The 20,437-nt window shown below is 46.1% G+C and carries 17 protein-coding genes; 11 read left to right on the top strand and 6 right to left on the bottom strand.

Going from position 1 to position 20,437, the window contains the following annotated elements:
- Window positions 1-84 precede the first annotated feature (84 nt).
- From RUW00_RS16140 to nosA, 8 genes are all read left to right on the top strand, one after another.
- Window positions 85-5,712 (top strand): SpaA isopeptide-forming pilin-related protein, encoded by a 5,628-nt coding sequence (locus RUW00_RS16140; protein ID WP_315956673.1) that lies wholly within the window; start codon window positions 85-87, stop codon window positions 5,710-5,712.
- A 107-nt stretch (window positions 5,713-5,819) separates the two neighbouring features.
- The gene (locus RUW00_RS16145; RefSeq protein ID WP_029974074.1) at window positions 5,820-6,473 is read left to right on the top strand and encodes a class A sortase; all 654 of its coding nucleotides are present in this window, start codon (window positions 5,820-5,822) and stop codon (window positions 6,471-6,473) included.
- 241 nt (window positions 6,474-6,714) lie between these two features.
- A complete protein-coding gene (locus RUW00_RS16150) occupies window positions 6,715-8,319 on the top strand; it encodes a sensor histidine kinase (protein WP_014417172.1) in 1,605 nt (534 codons plus the stop codon).
- Entirely contained in the window at window positions 8,316-8,996 is a 681-nt protein-coding gene (locus RUW00_RS16155) for a response regulator (protein WP_007610021.1), read from the top strand. The genes RUW00_RS16150 and RUW00_RS16155 overlap by 4 nt, the downstream gene beginning before the upstream one ends.
- A gap of 12 nt (window positions 8,997-9,008) precedes the next feature.
- The gene (locus RUW00_RS16160; RefSeq protein WP_280144936.1) at window positions 9,009-9,971 is read left to right on the top strand and encodes a tripartite tricarboxylate transporter substrate binding protein; all 963 of its coding nucleotides are present in this window, start codon (window positions 9,009-9,011) and stop codon (window positions 9,969-9,971) included.
- Between the two features lie 192 nt (window positions 9,972-10,163).
- Window positions 10,164-11,462 (top strand): Mg(2+)/citrate complex secondary transporter CitM, encoded by a 1,299-nt coding sequence (citM, locus tag RUW00_RS16165; RefSeq protein WP_014417175.1) that lies wholly within the window; start codon window positions 10,164-10,166, stop codon window positions 11,460-11,462.
- Window positions 11,463-11,513: 51 nt separating this feature from the next.
- Complete coding sequence (locus RUW00_RS16170; protein ID WP_014417176.1) at window positions 11,514-12,308, top strand: MBL fold metallo-hydrolase; 795 nt, start codon at window positions 11,514-11,516, stop codon at window positions 12,306-12,308.
- A gap of 123 nt (window positions 12,309-12,431) precedes the next feature.
- On the top strand, window positions 12,432-13,523 hold the full coding sequence (nosA, locus tag RUW00_RS16175) for a nitric oxide synthase (RefSeq protein ID WP_061890486.1): 1,092 nt from the start codon (window positions 12,432-12,434) through the stop codon (window positions 13,521-13,523).
- Here nosA and RUW00_RS16180 read toward each other — a convergent pair.
- The gene (locus RUW00_RS16180) at window positions 13,517-13,789 is read right to left on the bottom strand and encodes an acylphosphatase (protein ID WP_014417178.1); all 273 of its coding nucleotides are present in this window, start codon (window positions 13,787-13,789) and stop codon (window positions 13,517-13,519) included. The genes nosA and RUW00_RS16180 overlap by 7 nt on opposite strands.
- Before the next feature lie 67 nt (window positions 13,790-13,856).
- On the opposite strand from RUW00_RS16180, the gene RUW00_RS16185 reads away from it, so the two are divergent.
- Window positions 13,857-14,516 (top strand): MOSC domain-containing protein, encoded by a 660-nt coding sequence (locus tag RUW00_RS16185; RefSeq protein WP_061861959.1) that lies wholly within the window; start codon window positions 13,857-13,859, stop codon window positions 14,514-14,516.
- A gap of 40 nt (window positions 14,517-14,556) precedes the next feature.
- Here the strand turns inward: RUW00_RS16185 and RUW00_RS16190 are convergent, their stop codons facing one another.
- The 4 genes from RUW00_RS16190 to map form a co-directional block, all read right to left on the bottom strand.
- The gene (locus tag RUW00_RS16190; RefSeq protein ID WP_003155609.1) at window positions 14,557-14,691 is read right to left on the bottom strand and encodes a YflJ family protein; all 135 of its coding nucleotides are present in this window, start codon (window positions 14,689-14,691) and stop codon (window positions 14,557-14,559) included.
- Between the two features lie 179 nt (window positions 14,692-14,870).
- Complete coding sequence (locus RUW00_RS16195) at window positions 14,871-15,026, bottom strand: hypothetical protein (protein WP_003155608.1); 156 nt, start codon at window positions 15,024-15,026, stop codon at window positions 14,871-14,873.
- Between the two features lie 82 nt (window positions 15,027-15,108).
- Window positions 15,109-15,420 carry a DUF3243 domain-containing protein gene (locus RUW00_RS16200; protein WP_003155607.1) on the bottom strand — a complete coding sequence of 104 codons (312 nt, stop codon included), beginning with the start codon at window positions 15,418-15,420 and terminating at the stop codon, window positions 15,109-15,111.
- Between the two features lie 56 nt (window positions 15,421-15,476).
- Window positions 15,477-16,226: a type I methionyl aminopeptidase gene (gene map, locus RUW00_RS16205; protein WP_014417181.1), complete on the bottom strand. Its 750-nt coding sequence runs from the start codon at window positions 16,224-16,226 to the stop codon at window positions 15,477-15,479.
- 164 nt (window positions 16,227-16,390) lie between these two features.
- On the opposite strand from map, the gene nagE reads away from it, so the two are divergent.
- Window positions 16,391-17,773 (top strand): N-acetylglucosamine-specific PTS transporter subunit IIBC, encoded by a 1,383-nt coding sequence (gene nagE / locus RUW00_RS16210; RefSeq protein WP_017419100.1) that lies wholly within the window; start codon window positions 16,391-16,393, stop codon window positions 17,771-17,773.
- A 126-nt stretch (window positions 17,774-17,899) separates the two neighbouring features.
- The gene (locus RUW00_RS16215; RefSeq protein WP_061861961.1) at window positions 17,900-18,343 is read left to right on the top strand and encodes a YfmQ family protein; all 444 of its coding nucleotides are present in this window, start codon (window positions 17,900-17,902) and stop codon (window positions 18,341-18,343) included.
- Between the two features lie 40 nt (window positions 18,344-18,383).
- Here the strand turns inward: RUW00_RS16215 and ltaS are convergent, their stop codons facing one another.
- A complete protein-coding gene (ltaS, locus tag RUW00_RS16220) occupies window positions 18,384-20,321 on the bottom strand; it encodes a lipoteichoic acid synthase (protein ID WP_017419102.1) in 1,938 nt (645 codons plus the stop codon).
- Window positions 20,322-20,437: the final 116 nt, after the last annotated feature.

Raw genomic sequence — 20,437 nt, forward strand, 5'->3', positions numbered from 1 at the left:
ATGTAGTTTGGTTCGGATAAGGAGAATCCCATGCTTACCGGCTTGTTCGAACGTAAGTCTATATAAAAGGGGAGGAATAAGACATTGGGAGTGAGGAACTTTTCGTTCAGCCAGAAAAAAAGCAAAAGGCTGAGGGCGGCATTGATTTCATGCTTCACGCTGTTTTTCATCTTCAGCCAAGTTGTCAGCTTTACTCCGATCGCAGCCGCTTCCGGATCACAACAAAGCGAGAGCGGGTTCTTTGATTCAGTTACAGTCAAAGACGGCAGACAGCAGACCGTTGACGGATCAAAAGCCAGTGAGCCCGCTTTAGCACCGGGAGATAAAGTGACACTGACATACGAATGGTCACTAAAACACAAGGAAGATGCAAGTGACCGGAATATCACCATAAAGATTCCGGAAAGTTTTACATTAGATAACGATGCCGAAGGTGAGCTGACATCAGCTGATCGGGTGATCGGTATATATAAAGCTGAAGCAAAAAGCAGCACGCTGGAAGTGAAAGTGAACGATGCTGAAGCGGATGCCGGGAATGCCAAAGGCGTCATTACACTGTCGGCGAAGTTTACTCCCGACATAACAGATGAGACGAAAATGGCAAAAGCTCTTTTTCAACTGGATGCCGGCAAGACCCAGCAGGTGTTAATCCCTGTGAAGAAAGACGGAACAACGGATTCCGATACAGAAAAAAACACCTCTTCAACACCTGCTGAACCTCAGGAAAAGACAGAGAAAAAGTCAGCATCTGCAGGCGGCGGGGAGAAAGCAGAACAGACAACGAAATCAAAACCTTCTGCTAAACGCAGTCAATCAAAAATGGTGATTACAAGCAAATCTGCCGCTAAAAGCCTTCAATCAGGCGGAAGCCGGATTACGCAAAATATTTTAACTGATGTGAAATTGACGGATGAAAAAGGAAAACCATATGACAAAAACAACCGTGCGAATACGAACTCTCCGGCAAATATCACCATTCAATGGGCGATTCCGAATGAGCTGGGAAAAACAATAAACGACGGTGATCGATATGAATTTGATCTGCCTAAAGAATTTATCATGCATAATGACATGACGAACCAGCCATTGACCAACGGCGATAGTACGTACGGAACTTTTTCCATTAATACGAGCGGCCATGTCATCATGACGTTTAACGGCGAGGTAAAAGAAGATTCTAACGTCAAGGGGTCATTGTATGTAAACACCCAATTCAATCAGAAAGAAATAAAAGGATCAACCACACAAAAGATTAAGTTTCCGGTTAACTCTGATACGCCGGACGTAACGGTTTATTTTAAACCGAATGTCAATAAAACCATTGAGAAATCAGGGTCATTGGATAAAGGTATTAATCCCGGAAAGGTAACGTGGACGGTTGATCTTAATAAAAAAGAAGAAGAAGTTAAACATGCGAAATTGACTGAAAGCCTTCCGGACGAATTGACTTTCCGCTCTGTGAAAGTGTATGAACTTGATGTGAATATTGACGGCTCGGTGAGTCAGGGAAATGAGATAACTTCAGGTTATACCGTTGGCGAAAACGGTAATGTCACCTTCGCCGGGACGATCGATTCAGCCTGCCGGCTCATATATGACACGGAAATTAAAGATGAGGCAAAGCCGGGTAAAGGCGGAAAGATCACGCTGACAAACAAGGCGGCATTCAGCGGAGACAATGCGGAGCCGATTTCTGCGGAAGCTTCCGTAACAGCGGGTTACGGAAAAATGATAGAAAAATCTTCGACAGGTTATAAAGGAGAATCCCAAACGTTCAGCTGGGCTGTTATGTACAACTACGGTGAGAAAAAGATTGATCAATCCAAAGCCGGCATCAAGGATACGTTCGGATCAGACGATCTGCATCTTGTTCCCGGTTCATTGAAAGTCCTTCCGATTACATTCAGCCAGAACGGAAGCGAACAAGAGGGCGCCCCATTAAAAGAGGGTGAAGATTATACGCTGACTGATAACGGGAACGGTTTTGGCATAAAATTCAAGCAAACTGTCACAGGAGCATATAAGATCATTTATCAATCTCAAGTCAACGATGGGGTCATTATTGACAGTCCTGTCAAATACACCAACACAGCAGTGACAGATACAGGGGAATCAAAGGAAACTCCGGGAACCGCCATTCAGCAGAACCTGATCAAAAATTATTCAAATGCAGACTATGAGAAGAAGACGGTTGATTGGACAATCACAGTTAACAAAAACGGTTACACAATGAAAGACTGGACGCTGGATGATCAATTCACCAGCGGAGGCCTGGCGCTCATTGACGATTCATTTCACATGCAAGACACGACTGATAACAAAACGCTGAAAGAAGGAACAGACTATACATTAACAAAAAAACCCGGAAATCAAGGCTTTACAATAGCATTGATCGGGGACTACGCAGAAACAAACAGTCAGTTTAAGATCACGTATACGACAAAATTCAACGCTGACTTTTCAAACGAACCCATTAAGAATACGGCGGAGTCGACATGGACGGATAAAAACGGCGGCAAACGCACAAATAAGGAATCAAGCGGTTTCACACCGAACAATCAGACGTCCCATAACGGATTCAAAAACGGCTCATACAATGCCGTTTCAAAAGAAATCACATGGAAAGTCGGCATCAATTACAATGGCGAACCTTCAAAAAATCCTTATATAAAAGATACGATCACAGATGGTCAGCAATTTTTGCATGGGTCGGTTGCTGTTAAAACGTATACCATCAGCAAAAACGGTTCCATCACTGAAGGAGAGGCGCTGGATTCTTCAAAATATGAAATAGAAGAGCCGTCAGACGGCAACAAAAATACGTTAATCGTACGTCTCAAAACTGATGACGCCTTACCATACCTGATTGAATTTAAAACGTCATTAAAAGGCCAGGCCATCAAACAGAATCAATACACAAACAAAGCAGAGTACTTTAATAATGACCATGCAGACCGAACGCTGACGGGTTCAGTTTCCATCGCAAACGGAGGAAACCTGATTTCTAAAGGCGGCAAGCAGAACGGAAACAATATCGATTGGAACATTAATGTCAATGCCAGCCAATCGACACTGGATGACGTAAAAGTCAAAGACACCCCGGATGAGAATCAAATAATAGATGAAGATTCTTTTAAAGTATATCAAGCAAAATATAATGAGAACGGCGTTATGAAAGACAGCAGCGGAAATCTTATTCCGGGTGATGTGAAGCTTGAAAAAGATAAGGACTATAAACTAGATATAAAAACTGACAATGCCACCGGTGAACAATCATTTGTCCTCACCTTTACAGGCAGCTATAAACAAATCGACCGCGCGTATGTCATACAATATCGTTCTCTCATTAATATTTCCGGCAGCAGCGGTCAGGTCAGCAACAAAGTGTCGATATCAGGGACAAATGTTGAGGAGCAGACCCAAGAGAACAACAGCTCAGTGTTTGTCGCCATTTCAAGCGGCGGCGGCTCAGGATCAGGAGAGAAGGGAAGCCTGACGATATCTAAAACAGGATCAGACGGAACATCTCTTTCAGGAGCCGACTTTCAATTATGGTCTAAAGACGGCAAGCAGCTGCTTCGTACGGGCACAACAGACGATGCCGGTAAACTTGCGTTTGGGAATATCCGTTACGGAACCTATGTACTGAAAGAAATAAAAGCTCCGGACGGCTACACCATCAGCGACGCTTATGTAAACGGGGTCTCCGTTACGATTGACGGCAAATCCTCCGCAGCAGGAGCACTCTATAAAGTCATAAATCAAAAAAATAAGGTGACGCTTATCAAAAAAGACGAAAACAATAATCCTTTGGCCGGTGCTGTATTTAAGCTTGAGAAAAAATCAAGCGACGGCACCTATACTCTGATAAAAAATAATATTGAAAGCGATAAAAATGGGAAAGTTGAGATCAACGGTTTGCCCGCCGGATACTATCGGCTGATGGAGACGAAAGCCCCGTCAGGGTTTATCGTAAACACAAAAGCCATTCACTTCTCAATCGCAAAGAACGAAAAGAATCAAGTACCTGATGTTGAATTGGGATCAATGGTGAATTATAAAGGAAAAGCCGCTTTAACGAAGAAAGATGCGGAAGGCCGGAACCTAGAAGGCGCAGTTTTCAAAATCGTCGACCGTGATGGTAAAACGGTTCAGGAAGATCTGGTTTCAGATAAGGACGGAAAAATAAAAACATCCGGCCTTGCACCCGGTCATTACGCCTTCATTGAAACGAAAGCGCCTGACGGTTATGTGGTAAATACGGAGAAAGTGGAGTTTACCATCTCAGAAACAGCGGAAGGAAAGCCGGAGTCAACTGACGCAGGAACGGCCGTTAACTATAAAGGCTCTGTCCAGCTGACGAAGGAAGATGCGGAAGGCAAGAAACTTGAAGGTGCAGTCTTCAAAATCGTCGGCAGTGATGGAAAAACGGTTAAAGAAGATCTGGTTTCCAATAAAGACGGAAAAGTAGAAACATCCGGCCTTGCACCGGGTCATTACGCCTTCATCGAAACAAAAGCGCCCGACGGTTATGTGTTAAATACGGAGAAAAAAGAGTTTACCATCTCAGAAACAGCGGAAGGAAAGCCGAAGCCGTCTGAGGCCGGCACCTTTGTCAACTATAAAGGCTCTGTCCAGCTGATCAAGAAGGATCAAGACGGAAACGTTTTAGACGGTGCAGTATTTAAAATCATTGACAGTGATGGAAAAACCGTAAGAGACGATCTGATGACAAAAGAAGGCGGCAAAATTGACGCCGGCGGTTTGGCGCCCGGAAACTATCAATTTGTTGAAACAATAGCGCCGGATGGTTATCTGCTGTCAACAACCCCTGTGCCGTTTACGATTAAGGCTGAGAACAGCGGAAAACCGAATCAGGCTGCCCTGACTGCAGTTAACATCAAGAACAGCGTTGTTCTCACAAAATTGGATCAAGGTGACAAACGGAAAGTCCTGCAAGGTGCGAAGTTTAATCTGACAGATGCAAACGGCAAAGTACTGACAGAGGGTCTGACGACAGATGAGCACGGACAAATTATTGTACGGGGACTGAAAGCGGGTGAATATCAATTTATCGAAACAAAAGCGCCTGAACTTTACAGTTTGGATCAAACGCCAATATCATTCAAGATCACAAATACCGACATAAAACCAGTCGAAATCAGTGCGGAGAATACACTGACGCCTGGTGATGTCACACTGACAAAAGTGGATCATGACGATAAAAATAAGGTGCTGGAAGGTGCTGAATTCAAGATCACGGATTCTTCCGGACATCCGGTAAACACTGGCGGCAGCAAAGAACGGCCGGCGGTATGGAAGACGGATCAAAAGGGCCGGTTTACGGTGAAAGGATTAGCGCCCGGGCAGTATCAATTTATCGAAACAAAAGCGCCTGACGGTTATCAGCTGAACGAAAAACCAATTGAATTCACCATTGAAAAAGGACAGTCAAAAGCCGTTGAGGTCGTCGTTTCTAATAAGAAATTAAAAAATCCCGCACCTGGGAAAGACACACCGAATCATCAAACGAATCAAGGCGGGCATCACCCTGATACCAATGGTAAAACCAATCACTCGGATACAGGAAAAAACCTGCCGAAAACCGGTGATACGGACGGTATGATGCCGGTCACGGCCGGTATTCTGCTGCTATTAGCCGGCGGAGCCGCGGCTGTCGTATCAAGAAAGAAGAAAGCAAGGAATAGATAGACGTTATCGCACCTGATCATGTAAGAATCGATCAGGTGCTTTTTTAAAAAGAGAATCATTTCTCACCAAATACTCACCGCATGACGTACAAGAAAGGAATTTTCTTCATGGTTAAAAAAATGATCATTGCCGTTCTTATTTTGTCCGGGCTGCTTCTCATTTCCTCTCCTCTCATGAAAGGCTGTTTGATCGCGTACCTCAGTAAAAGCCAAATTGAAACGGAATTGACCGCAGAACAAGCGCGGAAAAATAACATGAAAAAAGCGGACTATGATTTTGAATCCATTCATCCGCCCGGTTTCAGTGAAACAGTTCAGTCAAGTTTTAATCGCAAACCGAAACCGATAATCGGACGGATAACCATCAGCAGCATCGATTTAGACCTTCCGATTTTAAAAGGCACAACCAATGAAAACCTGCTGATCGGCGCGGCAACTATGCGTCCGGATCAGAAAATGGGCGAGGGAAACTACCCGTTGGCAGGCCACCATCTGAAGCAGAAGAACCTATTGTTCGGCCCTCTTTTACACATAAAAAAAGGCGCGCAAATCGTGATGACCGACTTTAGAAAAGACTATATTTATTCTGTAACATCAAAAACCATGATTTCAGAAATAGAAGCAAACACAATTCAGGAGACAAAAGATAAAGAGATTACATTAATCACATGCGACAAAGCGGTAAGAACCGAAGGGCGCCTGGCCGTCAAAGGAAAATTGATTGATATTTCCGGTCATTCAAATGTATCTCGGCCATCATAGAGAAACACTTTGTCAACTGAATATACGTCCGTTGTTAAACATCCCGAGACTGGCTTCTGTCAGTCTTTTTTTGCGCAGCGATTATAAAAAGTTCATCCTTCTTATCTCTCTTGAGGGAAATTATACCAGACTGCACTTTTTGAAAGAAATGACAAGAGAAAAAGATCACGAAAATTCTCAAAAATGAGAAACAAAGATTTAAAAAGTGGTATGATTTTAGGAGGAAAGGACGGCTGGTGCTGTGTTGGAAGCAAAGCGGTTTTATGTCTCTCTGCAAATGAAAATCGCCGGATTAATCACGGCTTTATTAATACTTGTCATCGGAACGCTCACTGTTATATTTGCCTTTCAGCAATTAAAGGAAGGCCAGAAGCAGGCTGAACAACTGGCGGTGCAAACGGCAAAAACCATTTCATACATGCCTCCTGTAAAAGAGGCGTTCCGGCTTGCGGATCAAGAAGCTTTTACAAAGTTAGACGTCATTGAACAAATGAAAGAACAGGCAGGCGCGCACGCCGTCTATATTACTGATCAAAAAGGGCATGTTGCATTTCATTCGGCCCGCAGCAGCATTCCGAAAGAAAATCAAAATCTGCAAAATAAAACCGTCATGTTCGGCGGGTCTCCGGTTTCCGACGGAATGACGGCGGTCCGGGGAAGCGCCCCGGTTATTCTGGAGGAAAAAAATCATAACGAAGTCGTCGGAACGGTGACAGTCGAGTTTTTACAAGATGAGATAGAAAAAGATATGAAAGCGCATCTGCGGCATTTAGGCTATTTTGCATGCTTGGTGTTTCTTATCGGCATCGGGGGAGCGGCAGCGCTCGCAAAAAGCATCCGTAAAGATACACTCGGCCTTGAACCGCATGAAATTGCAGCGCTGTACCGGGAGCGCAATGCGATGCTCCTTGCGATGAAAGAAGGGATTATCGCCGTAAACAAAGAAGGCGCGGTAACCATGATGAATTTATCTGCGGCTGATATGCTGAATCTTCCGGCACCGATGATCGGAAGGCATATAAAAGAAATCATGCCGGGCGCAAATCTTATGCCGGTTTTGGCAGGGGGAGAATTACCGCCGAACGTGGAGGTGCGTGCCGGAGATAAAGTGTTTATCTTAAACGTGAAAGAAATGAAGCAGACCGGACAAGTATACGGAGCGGTGATCAGCTTCCGCGAAAAAACGGAGCTCAAGAAACTCATTAACAAGCTGACTGAAATGAAAAAATACTCGGAGGATCTCCGGGCGCAAACGCATGAATTCTCGAATAAGCTTTACGCGATCCTCGGTCTGTTAGAGCTGGGAGAATATAATGAAGCCATTGAACTGATAAAAGAAGAGTACGCCATCCAGAATGAACAGCACGAAATCCTCTTTCAAAACATTCATTCACAGCGGGTTCAGGCCATACTATTAGGAAAAATGGGAAAGGCGTCTGAGAAGAAAGTGAAGCTTTCAATAGATGAAAACAGCTTTTTAGAATCGCTGCCGGAGCATGTGGGTTCATCCCAGCTCATTACGATCATCGGAAATCTTATTGATAACGCTTTCGAAGCCGTCGCCGAAAAAGAGAAAAAAGAGGTCGCCTTTTTTATGACCGATATCGGCAGGGATATCGTCATCGAAGTGGCGGATTCAGGAGACGGCGTGCCTCAGGAAAAAACAGAAACGATATTTGAAAAGGGCTACTCTTCAAAGGGGACGAGGAGAGGATACGGCTTAGCCAATCTGAAAGAAGCCGTCAGTGAATTGCAGGGATCGATAGAGATTTCGCAGCAAAAGAGCGGCGGTGCCGTATTTACGGTGTTTATACCGAAAGAAAGGTCAAAGGGGGAATCGGTGTGATTAACATCGCGATTGCAGAGGACGACTTTCGAATAGCGCAAATTCACGAAAAATTTATCGAACATCTTGATGGATTCAATGTCATCGGCAAAGCAATCAATGCCAAAGACACCATATCGCTGCTTGAGAAACGGCAGCCTGATCTGCTGCTTTTGGATATTTATATGCCTGATGAGCTGGGGACAGATCTGCTTCCCCTCATCCGCGGCCGTTTTCCTTCCGTTGATATCATCATTATTACGGCTTCTGCCGAAACAAGACTGCTGCAGGAAGCGCTTAGGTCAGGCGTTTCCCACTATGTCATAAAGCCGGTGTCGGCACATAAATTTACAGAAGTGCTTTTGCAGTACCGTGAAAAAAGAGAATGGCTGCACTCACAGCCGGAGCTGAGCCAGTCCGTTATCGACATGTTTTTCGGAAGCGGTCAGAAAGAACAAAAACAGCTCAATGATCTGCCGACCGGGATTAATTCAATTACACTTCAAAAAATCAAAAACGCGCTCAGAGCAGCCCAAAAAGGGATGACGGCTGAAGAACTGGGCGAAAAAATGGGCGCCTCCAGAACAACGGCGCGGCGCTACGCCGAGTTTCTCGTTTCTCGGGAAGAAGCGCTCGCTGAATTAGAGTACGGCATTATCGGCAGGCCGGAACGGAAATATTATTTAGCACATGAATAAGGGATGGGAGAAATGAAGCGGTTGGGAGTGCTTCTTGTCATGCTGGCGGCGCTGGTTTCTTTTGACGGACGGCAGATGTCGGGCATCCGTTCAGCTGAAGGGCCGGTTGAAATTGTCGTCCCGGCGGCGCCTCAAGGGGGCTGGGACGTAACGGCAAAAGCGTTGCAATCGGTAATAGAGCGGAAGCAAATATTAGGCCGGCCCGTAAAGATCGTCTATAAACCCGGCGGAGGCGGAGACAGCGGCTGGAAATATGTAAACGAACGAAAAACGGATGTCATCAGTATGAATTCAAGCCTGCTGTTAAGCAATGAAATTTTGGGACAAAGCCGGCTGAAGGCAGCTGATTTTACGCCTTTGGCCATTATCGCAAAAGAGTGGCAGACCGTCGCTCTTCCGAAGGATTCAAAGATAAAAAGCGGAAAGCGGCTGCTCGGCGATATTAAAGCACATCCGGGCGGCATAAAAATCGGATTTGCGCCCGGCCTCGGAAATGATGACCAGCTCTCCTTTGCGAGAGCGGCGGAAATGGCCGGAATTTCTCCGTTTGATATCCGCTTTTTTCAATACGGGAGCAGCAATGAAGTCATTGAAGCTCTTATCAGCCACGAGATAGACGCCGCCTCAATGACCATTTCAGAAGCGAGAGACGCCTATCGGAAAGGGAAAATCACATTGGCGGCCGTTACGTCGGACAAAAGGCTCTCCGGCTTCAGCGATGTGCCGACATGGAAAGAGCAGGGGGTGCCGTTTGTCTTTGCGCACTGGAGAGGCATCATGGGGCCGAAAGACATGACCGAAGGCGAGATCGCCTATTGGGATCAGGCTTTGAAACAGATTACCTCATCCGCGGAGTGGAAACAAATGTTGAAAAAACGGGATTGGGAGAGCTTTTATAAAAACAGCAGCGGCGCAAAACGCTTTTTAGAAGAGCAGACCGAGTTTTATAAAGAGATGATGAGCAGCGAAAAATAAGCCTTCCGCATATTTGCGGGAGGCTTTTTATTTATAAATGAACAAAATGAACGAAAAGGTTATAAAAAATTAAAAATCTTTAAAATCCAAAATATTTACTTCAATATCCAATTCTCATAAGATAGCAAAAAGGCGGATAAAGGGGATCGGGCCTTTAAAATGTAAGCGTATTCATGATAAGGGGGACATACTGTGTTAGCAATCTTAGGCTTTCTTATGATGCTTGTTTTTATGGTGCTGATTATGACAAAACGGCTTTCAGTGTTAACGGCGCTCGTATTAACGCCGATCGTGTTTGCGCTGTTTGCCGGGTTTTCTTTTAACCGGGTCGGCGAGATGATGATCTCCGGTATTGAACAGGTGGCGCCGATCGCAGTCATGATTATGTTTGCGATTCTTTATTTCGGCATTATGATTGATACCGGTTTATTTGATCCGATGGTGTCGCGTATTTTAAAGCTGGTTAAAGGCGACCCGCTCAAAATTGTAGTCGGAACAGCCGTTTTGACCATGCTTGTCGCACTGGACGGAGACGGCTCGACGACGTATATGATTACGACAAGCGCAATGCTGCCTTTGTATATCATGCTCGGAATCCGTCCGATTATTTTAGCGGGAATCGCCGGTGTCGGCATGGGTATCATGAACACGATACCATGGGGCGGCGCGACGCCGCGTGCGGCGAGTGCGCTCGGCGTTGACCCGGCAGAGCTGACGGGGCCGATGCTGCCTGTCATTGCGAGCGGAATGGTGTGTATGATTGTGGTCGCTTATGTACTCGGAAGGATGGAAAGGAAACGGCTCGGGGTGATCGAATTAAAGCAGCCGTCCCATACAAATGAAACGGCTGCGGCTGCGGAAGATGAATGGAAGCGGCCGAAACTGTGGTGGTTCAATTTAATGTTAACGCTTTCTTTAGTGGGATTTTTAGTGTCAGGAAAAGTGAATTTAACCGTGCTGTTCATCATTGCGTTTTGTATCGCGCTGATTGTCAACTATCCGAAGCTTAACGATCAAAGGGAGCGTATTTCAGCCCATTCGAGCAATGTGCTTGCGATCGGTTCGATGATTTTTGCCGCAGGCGTGTTTACCGGAATTTTAACGGGGACGAAGATGGTCGATGAGATGGCCATTTCCCTCGTATCGCTTATTCCGGAACAGATGGGGGGATTTATTCCGGCGATTGTTGCCTTAACGAGCGGTATCTTTACGTTTCTGATGCCTAATGACGCCTATTTTTACGGCGTGCTGCCCATTTTATCCGAGACCGCCGTGGCGTACGGTGTAGATAAGGTGGAAATCGCCCGCGCTTCGATTATCGGCCAGCCGATTCATATGTTAAGCCCGCTCGTGCCGTCGACGCATTTATTAGTCGGGCTTGCCGGGGTCACCATTGATGAACACCAGAAATTTGCGATGAAATGGGCGGTTCTTGCCGTTATCGTCATGACGGCCTTTGCGCTCATCATCGGCGCAATCACGATTTTTTAACATAAAACACCCGGTTCGTCGCACACTAAAGGCATCAGAGGAGGTGCCATGATGAGTGATCCGTTTATGCCGCTTTTTTCAGTGAGAAGCGGTGCCGGTTTTAAAGCGGCGGACGGCGTTTACGGACTGACCGTGCAGATTGCGAATGTTTACTTTATCGAAAATCCCTCAGCTCCGCGGGAAATCATTCTGGTTGATGCGGGAATGCCGCAATCGGCGGAGATGATAACAGAAGAAATGAAACGCCGGTTCAAAGAGGGGTATCAGCTGAAGGCGGTCATTTTGACACACGGTCATTTTGATCATGTCGGTGCGATTGAAGAGCTGCTTGAGCTTTGGAATGTGCCGGTTTACATTCATGAAAAGGAGCTCCCGTACGTCACGGGGAAAGCGGATTATCCGCCTGCCAGGCCCGATGCGAAAAAAGGGCTTGTCGCAAAGCTGTCACCGCTGTTTCCGCGCCATACGATCCGTATTCCGTCCGTTCAGGCACTGCCTTCAGACGGTACCGTTCCGTTTCTTGAAGAATGGAAATGGGTGCATACGCCCGGCCACACACCCGGCCATATTTCATTATTCCGGGATAAAGACCGCGTTCTGCTTGCCGGTGATGCCGTGATCACTGTTGAACAGGAATCGCTTGCGGACGTTGTCATTCAAAAGCAAGAGCTTCACGGGCCGCCCGCCTATTTTACAGCGGATACACAGACGGCGGCCGCATCCGTTCAGAAACTGGCCGAACTGGAGCCGGAAGCGCTTTTGACGGGTCACGGAATTCCGATGACGGGAAAAAACTACCGTGAGGATTTGCTTACACTGGCTGAAAAATTGCATTCCGTTTTGTAAAACACCTGCGAAAATCACAGGTGTTTTTTCTTTGCAGTTTCCAGTATGATACAAAAAAACCATTGTGTTCACTCCTAAAAACGATACAATGGGAAACAGATGTAAATTGAAGGAGAGAGTTTTTTGAAACATACGGAAATACTTTGGGATGAGGCGAAGGATTTTATTGATGTCTGCTATCAGGAACTCGGAATGGAATCGCAAATCAACACGCGTCTACACGCGATAAAAGATGAGATAGAGCGGACGGGAAGTTACGTCCATACGGCGGAAGAGCTTGAACACGGGGCGAAAATGGCGTGGCGCAACAGCAACCGCTGTATCGGGCGTCTGTTCTGGCAATCGCTGAACGTCATTGACCGGCGCGGTGTGAACACGAAAGAAGAGGTGCGCGACGCATTATTTGAACATATTGAAATCGCCACGAACGGCGGAAAAATTAAACCGACAATTACGATTTTCCCTCCTGAGAAGAATGGGGAGAAACAAGTGGAGATCTGGAATCACCAGCTCATCCGCTATGCGGGGTATGAGACTGAAAAAGGAAGAGTCGGTGATCCGGCATCATATGAGCTGACGGCTGTCTGCGAAAAACTCGGCTGGCGCGGGAAGCGGACCGATTTTGATATTCTGCCGCTACTTTTCCGGATGAAAGGGGACGGGCAGCCGGTCTGGTATGACCTGCCTCAGACGCTCGTGAAAGAAGTGCCGATCACCCATCCGGATATTGAAGAGTTTGCCGATTTAAATCTCAGATGGTACGGGGTTCCGATTATCGCCGATATGAGGCTTGAAATCGGCGGACTGTCGTACAACGCGGCGCCTTTTAACGGATGGTATATGGGAACCGAAATCGGCGCAAGGAACCTTGCTGACGAAAAACGGTATGATATGCTCAAAAAAGCCGCTGCGGTCATGGGGATTTCCGCCAGCCTGAATACCGACCTGTGGAAAGATCAGGTGCTGGTGGAACTGAATAAGGCAGTGCTCTATTCATACAAAAAACACGGTGTCAGCATTGTCGATCACCATACGGCGGCGAATCAATTTAAACGCTTTGAAGAACAGGAACAAGACGCGGGCAGAAAGCTGACGGGCGACTGGACCTGGCTGATTCCGCCGATCTCGCCGGCTTCCACCCACATTTTCCATAAATCATATGACAATACGATTGTGAAGCCGAATTATTATTATCAGGACAAGCCTTATCAGTAACTGATGGAAAAAGTGCGGTATCCTTTCAGACGGTGTGATTCTTCGATGGTTACGCCTGTGACATTTGAGAAGGGGCTGCCTTTTCTGACTGCTTCGGCAAATTGTTTTAACGACTCTTCAGGGCCTTCGGCAAGGATTTCCACCCGGCCGTCATCACGGTTTTTTACCCAGCCGGCTATCTTATGTCTGTCGGCTTCCATCTGGACGAAGTAGCGAAAACCTACGCCCTGAACCCGGCCGTCTGCCATCATATGATATTGAAGCATGGAAAAACCACCTTTTTCTTACTATGATAAAGGAAAGATATGATATTTCGCAAAGGATGTGAACGAGGTGACGCAAGACTATTCTGTCTTATCTATCAATCTCGGAAAGCCCGCAATTCATGAATTTGCCGGCAGACAAATCAATTCCGGCATCATAAAGCGGCCCGCAGATTCGCCCGTCATGCTGTATAAAACCCATTTTGACGGGGACGGGCAGGCTGATCTGAAGAATCACGGAGGCCCCGACAAAGCGGTGTGCGTGTATCCCGCCGAGCATTATTCATATTGGGAAACAACGCTCGCGAGAAAACTTCCCGCCGCCGCGTTCGGAGAGAATGTAACGGTCAAAGGACTGGCCGAACAAGACGTATGGATCGGAGACGTCTTTCAGCTGGGGGAAGCCGTCGTTCAAGTAAGCCAGCCGCGCCAGCCCTGCGTCAAACTCGCGCTCAAATATGGCATCAAAGATATGGTGCTCCGTGTACAGCAGACGGGATTTACCGGCTTTTATTTCAGGGTGCTTGAAGAAGGATATGTCGATCCGCGTCCCGTCCTCAAGCGTCTGTCGAGGGGCAAAGAAAGCATTTCCGTCTGGTATGCGAATGAAGTGAAATATCGTGATTCCGGCAATCTGTCAGCGATTGAAGAAATACTGCGGGAAGAAGCGCTGTCAGAAAGCTGGAGGGAGTCCTTCCTTAAAAAAAGGGACAGGCTCACTAATGAATAGAAAAAAAGCCGTGCTGCACTGACAGCACGGCTGATTTACGTTATGCTTGTTTCTTTGTTTCCAGCAGATTGGCAAGGAAGTACTTTTTGAAGCTTTGAAGCTTTCTTCCTTCATAGTGGGTAATTCCTTTTTTCTTTAACTCTTCTACATACCAGCCTTTACTGCCATAATGCATGTCAGAAAACTCCTTTCTCCGTTCTCCCGCTGGGGAGAGTTTCTTCAGTTTTTGCCAAACTTTTGGCATTGTAACATCTATAAAAAGACGCTGAAAAGGGATAAAGCAAAAACTGAGCCTTTCGATTCAGAGATGTAAAGCTTTCTTACATATATATGTAAAGGGCGGTCTTTTCATGCTTAATGGCCGGTTAATTTTAACAGCACCGTTCCGAGTGTCATGATTCCGAAAACGACGCCGAAATAAATCAGCATCCCCTTCTTTTTCTTCACTCCGTAAACGGTGAGAATGATGCTTTCAATAAAGAAAATAAACCCGAAGATAATAAACCACATGTTGAAAAATGGCTCCTTTCACAGACATATGTCCAGTGTAGCACAACTCTTATAACGGGGCATAAAAAAGCCGGGCACTGTATCAGTGTCCGGCAAGTTTGACGAGAAGCTGGGCCAAATGCTGTTTTTCATTGTCATCCGCAATGTCCCACAGTTCTTGTAAGAGTTTTTCTTCCGCATTGCGGGGCTCCTCGTGTTTGGCGAGATAGTCCCCGAGGATGGCGGCGCTTTTGATGATTTTGCTGTCATCCAGACCCAGTTTTTTTCCGGCGGAAATTTTCTGATGAAGGTACGCCTTAAATTCCTCGAAATCCTCTAAAATCTGCTGTTTCGTTACGCCGTGCATGGCGTGTATTTCGTTTTCGATTTTGATTTTTTCTTTATCTTTTTTCATGCGTCTCCCTCCTTCGGGTTAGTTGTTGTATACCTGTTTGGGAGGGAGATGAAACATTACAGTGCAGTTAAAATAATCGGTTTGTCTTTTGTGATCACGATGGTGTGTTCCACTTGGGCGACAAGGCTTTTATCCGGCGTTTTATACGTCCAGCCGTCTCCCGTTTCAACAATCGTTTCCGCTTTCGTGGAAATAAACGGCTCAAGCGCGATCACGGTTCCGTTTTTAAGAAGCGCGTTATCAAACGGATCGTAGTAATTCATGATGTGGTTCGGCGCTTCATGGAGGTTTCTGCCGATTCCGTGGCCCGTCAGCGTTTTAATGACGGTAAATCCGTTGGAGCGGGCTTCATGGTAGACGGCTCTGCCGATCTGATTTTGGCGTTTGCCGGCTTTTGCCTGATCCAATCCTTTCTGAAATGCGGATGCTGCGCAGTTACAAAGCTTTTGCAGACGTTCATCGCCTTCTCCGAGCACAAATGAAATGCCCGTATCGGAATAAAAACCGCCGAACTCCGCCGAAATATCGATATTTACAAGATCTCCGGCTTTTAAGATTTTAGAGGCGCTCGGAATGCCGTGAGCGACTTCGTCATTTACACTGATGCATGTCACGCCCGGGAAATCGTATTCCTTCTCCGGAGCGGAAGCGGCTCCGTGCTCGTCAAGCACAGCCTTTCCGATCAGGTCAAGATCTTTCGTGCTCATGCCGGGCTCGGCTTTTTTCTTCATTTCTTCACGCGCCAGCGCGACGATTCTGCCGATTTTTTTAAGCCCTTCTAATTCTTGATCGTTCGTTACAATCATTGTCATTCCCGCTTTCTATTTTTAATCATCTGATTCAAGCTTACCACAACTGGTTTATAAATAGAAAACCAACAAGCCTTATGTGAATAAATGAAGGAAAATTGGTATAGATCACTAGATAACTTATGTGGTATATTTAAGAAAAAAGAAGGGGGATGGGTAAAATGCTTCAATTTTTGCAAAAACTCGGAAAATCATTTATGCTTCCGATTGCCGTTCTGCCCGCCGTTGGTATTATTTTGGCCATCGGCAGAGAGGACTTATTAAATATTCCGTTCATTTACGCGGCGGGGACCGCGGTATTTGATCATCTGCCGCTGATTTTCGCGATCGGAATCGCGATCGGGATTTCCAAAGACAGCAACGGGGCCGCCGCTCTGTCGGGAGCAATTTCTTATATCATGCTGGACGCGGCTGTAAAATCAATCAATTCGACAAATAATATGGCCGTTTTCGGAGGGATTATCGCGGGGTTAATTGCGGGATACACGTATAATCGCTTTAAGGATACGAAGCTGCCCGAATATCTCGGGTTTTTCAGCGGGCGCAGGCTCGTTCCGATTGTAACGGCGCTGATTACCATTATATTGGCGGGGATCTTCGGATTTGTGTGGCCGCCGATTCAGTCGGTGATTACGTCCTTCGGGGAATGGATGATCGGGCTTGGCGGGATCGGCGCCGGGATTTACGGGATTTTTAACCGGCTTTTGATTCCATTCGGTCTTCATCATGTGCTGAATAATATTTTTTGGTTCCAGTTTGGCGATTTTCACGGAAAAACGGGAGATCTGGCCCGCTTCTTTGCGAAGGATCCGACGGCGGGAACTTATATGACGGGATTCTTCCCGATTATGATGTTCGGGCTTCCGGCCGCATGTCTGGCAATGATTGCCGCGGCTAAGCCAAGTAAGCGCAAAGCGACGGCCGGAATGATGATCGGTCTCGCGCTGACGGCATTTATTACCGGAATTACAGAGCCGATTGAATTTGCATTTATGTTTTTATCACCGCTTTTGTACGGGGTTCATGCTATATTAACCGGGTTCTCTTTATTTATCGTGAATGTTCTCGGAATCAGGTCAGGTTTTTCATTCTCGGCGGGGGCGATCGATTATCTCCTCAGCTACGGCATTGCCGAAAAACCGCTTTTGCTGCTCGTTGTCGGGCTTTGTTATGCGGTGATCTATTTTGTCGTATTCTATATGCTCATCAAAACGTTAAACTTGAAAACGCCGGGACGGGAAGATGATGAGGAAGAGGAAGAAGTGCTTAGTGAAGATACGGCCGGTTCCGTCGAAGAACATGCCATGCTCAAGGGGCTCGGCGGCAGGCAAAACCTCGAAACGATTGATCACTGTGCGACCCGCCTCAGACTGACCGTGCAGGATACGTCTCTCATTAATGAGGCGGCGCTTAAAAAAGCGGGAGCAAAAGGGGTTATCAAAACGGGGAATAAAACGGCGCAGGTCATTATCGGGCCGAACGTCGAATTTGTCGCGGAAGAGCTGAGAGAGGCCGTCAGCCGTGACGACCAGAAGCAGACTTGAAAAATCCGGATCACCTATGTGATCCGGATTTTTTTTGAACATATATCAAGTTTCACATAATGTACAAAAAACAATGTTTTCTTCTATGTTAAGATTCATGTAGAACAAGTATGGAGATGATGTAAGGTGACATGGATTGCAGTTGTTTCAATTGTTGTCATAAGCCTGATTAAGATTTTGCTGACATGCCTTCCTACCGGAGCGGTGGAATGGATTCTCCGCAAGTTTGAAACCCATTCAAAGCTCAGTGACGCGTCCGCTGCCGTTTCCCTCGGCGGAAAACGTCTGGAAGGCGAGGACAAACGCCGGGTGATTGATGATTTTAACGAAGCCGTGTTTATCGAACGGCATTATATATACCCAGGGGATGAAGAGCGTTATCTTCATCCGCAAAACGGAGCCGATCCGCTTGTCATTAAGACGAGAAAAGGAAAAAAAGATGTGACGGTGTTTGTATACAGCTACGAAGATCATGTAGATGTCGTCAAACAGCAGAAAAAGAAAGTCGTCGCTTATTCAGTTCTTTCCGACAGCCTGCAAAAGCGCTCTATGGCCGCTGCCGGGAGCTGAACATAAAAAAGCCAGATCATTGATATGATCTGGCTTTTGTTTATTCTTTTTGATCATCTGCTGAGGAATCTTCACGCTTCGTATAATCGAATTGTGAAGGGTCCACTTTCTTAAAGCCTTTCGGCTGATAGAAACGAAGCAGATCGCCGTTGATGATCTTATCAGACATTTCAAGCTCAGTCTTGACGAGAGAGTCTTCTTTTTTGTCGACTTCTGAATCATCTAAAAGTCTTCCGGTTTTCGTATCGTAATACTTGCCGGACACTTTCGTATAGTTCGGTGAGATGAAGTCTCCGTTACGGAACGGAATGACTTCTCTGTGCTCTTTCGATAAGATATCTGAACCTGACATGAGATAATCTTTCGTATCGACGCCGAGCAGGTGAAGAACGGTCGGTGCAACATCGACTTCACCGGCAAATTTATGATTGCGGCCGCCTTTCACGCCGGGAGCGTGGATAAAGAGCGGCACCCGCTGAAGCTGGGCATTGTCGTATTCAGTGATCTCATCTTTGCCGAGCACTTTCGCCATCGCTTTATTATGGTTTTCGGAGATGCCGTAGTGGTCTCCGTACATCACGATAATCGACTTATCGTACAGGCCGTCTTTTTTCAGGTCATTAAAGAACTGTTCGATTGATTCATCCAGATAGTTCGCGGACTGGAAGTAGTTATTGACGACTGAATCGCCAAAGTCTCCCGCCGGGAAGTCCGTGTCTTCTTTATCCATTCCGAACGGGAAGTGGTTGGACAGCGTAATGAACTTCGTATAGAACGGCTGCGGCAGGCTCTTTAAGAGCGGCATGGATTCTTTGAAATACGGTTTATCTTTCATGCCGTAGTTTTTCGTGTTTTCTTCGCTCATGTCATAATAAGCTGAATCGAAAAACTTATCGATGCCTTCCGCTTTGTACATTTCGTTACGGTTCCAGAAAGTCTGCGTATTTCCGTGGAAAGCGGCAGACGTGTACTTTTTGCCTTTTAAGATCGCAGGAACGGACTGCAGCGTGTTTTGCGCTTTATTGACGAAAACCGAACCTTGCGAAAGCGGGTACAGAGAGTTCTCCATCATAAATTCCGCATCAGATGTTTTACCTTGTCCCGTTTGGTGGAAAAAGTTATCAAAGTAGAATGTTTGATTATCGTGCGCCAGTTTGTTTAAAAACGGCGTCACTTCCTTGCCGTTAATTTTATAGTCAATGATAAAGGATTGCAGAGACTCTAATGAGACGTAGATGACGTTTTTTCCTTCGGCTTTTCCGAAGTAGACGTTATTCGGCACGTCATAGTTGGCCTTCATATAGTTTTCCACATCCGTTACATCGCTTGAATCGGCAAGCGCGCGCTGGCTGTTTGATTTCACATTCTGCACGGCATCGTAAATCGTAAAGTTGTACGTGCCCAGGTATTTCACCAGATAGTTTCGGTCAAATGAGCGTGTCAAAAGCTCAGGACGGTCTGATTCCGCGACGGCGAGGTTGATCAGGAACACAAGCACGGCGGAAGCCAAAACGATTCTGAATGATTTCTTCGCCGGTTTTTCAGCCGGTTTTTTCATCTTAAGGGCCAAAATAATCAAAATGACGGTATCCAGGAAGTAGAAGGCGTCTGTCCATCTCATTAACGAGAACGCGCTGTCTCCGAGCTGGCCGCCGTTTGTCTTTGCCTGCATCATGACCGGGATGGTAATGAAATCATTAAAGAATCTATAATAGACGATGTTTGCAAAAAGCAAAAAAGACAATAAAAAATGAATCACAATAATGGCTGTCTGCTGTAATTTTTTCTTGAAAAGAAGCCCAAATCCAAGAAAGAACAAGCTGGAGCTCAGCGGATTCACAAAAAGCAATATTTTCTGGATCGTGTTGTCTATGCCGAGGTTAAAGTTTAAAATATAAGCGACATATGTTTTCACCCACAATAACACGACCGCTATCAAGAAGAAGGCAAGTCCTCTTTCTTTTATAAATGTTTTCATTGTTACACTCCTTTTTTCCGATCACGGTTTAAACGGAACGATAGAAAAAACGAACGTAATCAATATACCATGAAACCAGCAAATAGAAAAGGTGGAAAAGGCTCATCGGAAAAAGG

The organism is Bacillus sp. IS1, from assembly GCF_032461585.1.
Classification (GTDB): domain Bacteria; phylum Bacillota; class Bacilli; order Bacillales; family Bacillaceae; genus Bacillus; species Bacillus velezensis.

Bases quoted from the DNA above. Each gene is read 5' to 3' on its own strand.
- RUW00_RS16170 (WP_014417176.1), top strand. From the start codon at position 11,514: ATGAGTGATCCGTTTATGCCGCTTTTTTCAGTGAGAAGCGGTGCCGGT.
- ltaS (WP_017419102.1), bottom strand. From the start codon at position 20,321: ATGAAAACATTTATAAAAGAAAGAGGACTTGCCTTCTTCTTGATAGCG.
- nagE (WP_017419100.1), top strand. From the start codon at position 16,391: ATGCTTCAATTTTTGCAAAAACTCGGAAAATCATTTATGCTTCCGATT.
- RUW00_RS16190 (WP_003155609.1), bottom strand. From the start codon at position 14,691: ATGCATTATGGCAGTAAAGGCTGGTATGTAGAAGAGTTAAAGAAAAAA.
- RUW00_RS16200 (WP_003155607.1), bottom strand. From the start codon at position 15,420: ATGAAAAAAGATAAAGAAAAAATCAAAATCGAAAACGAAATACACGCC.
- RUW00_RS16180 (WP_014417178.1), bottom strand. From the start codon at position 13,789: ATGCTTCAATATCATATGATGGCAGACGGCCGGGTTCAGGGCGTAGGT.
- RUW00_RS16160 (WP_280144936.1), top strand. From the start codon at position 9,009: ATGAAGCGGTTGGGAGTGCTTCTTGTCATGCTGGCGGCGCTGGTTTCT.
- RUW00_RS16195 (WP_003155608.1), bottom strand. From the start codon at position 15,026: ATGTGGTTTATTATCTTCGGGTTTATTTTCTTTATTGAAAGCATCATT.
- RUW00_RS16145 (WP_029974074.1), top strand. From the start codon at position 5,820: ATGGTTAAAAAAATGATCATTGCCGTTCTTATTTTGTCCGGGCTGCTT.
- map (WP_014417181.1), bottom strand. From the start codon at position 16,226: ATGATTGTAACGAACGATCAAGAATTAGAAGGGCTTAAAAAAATCGGC.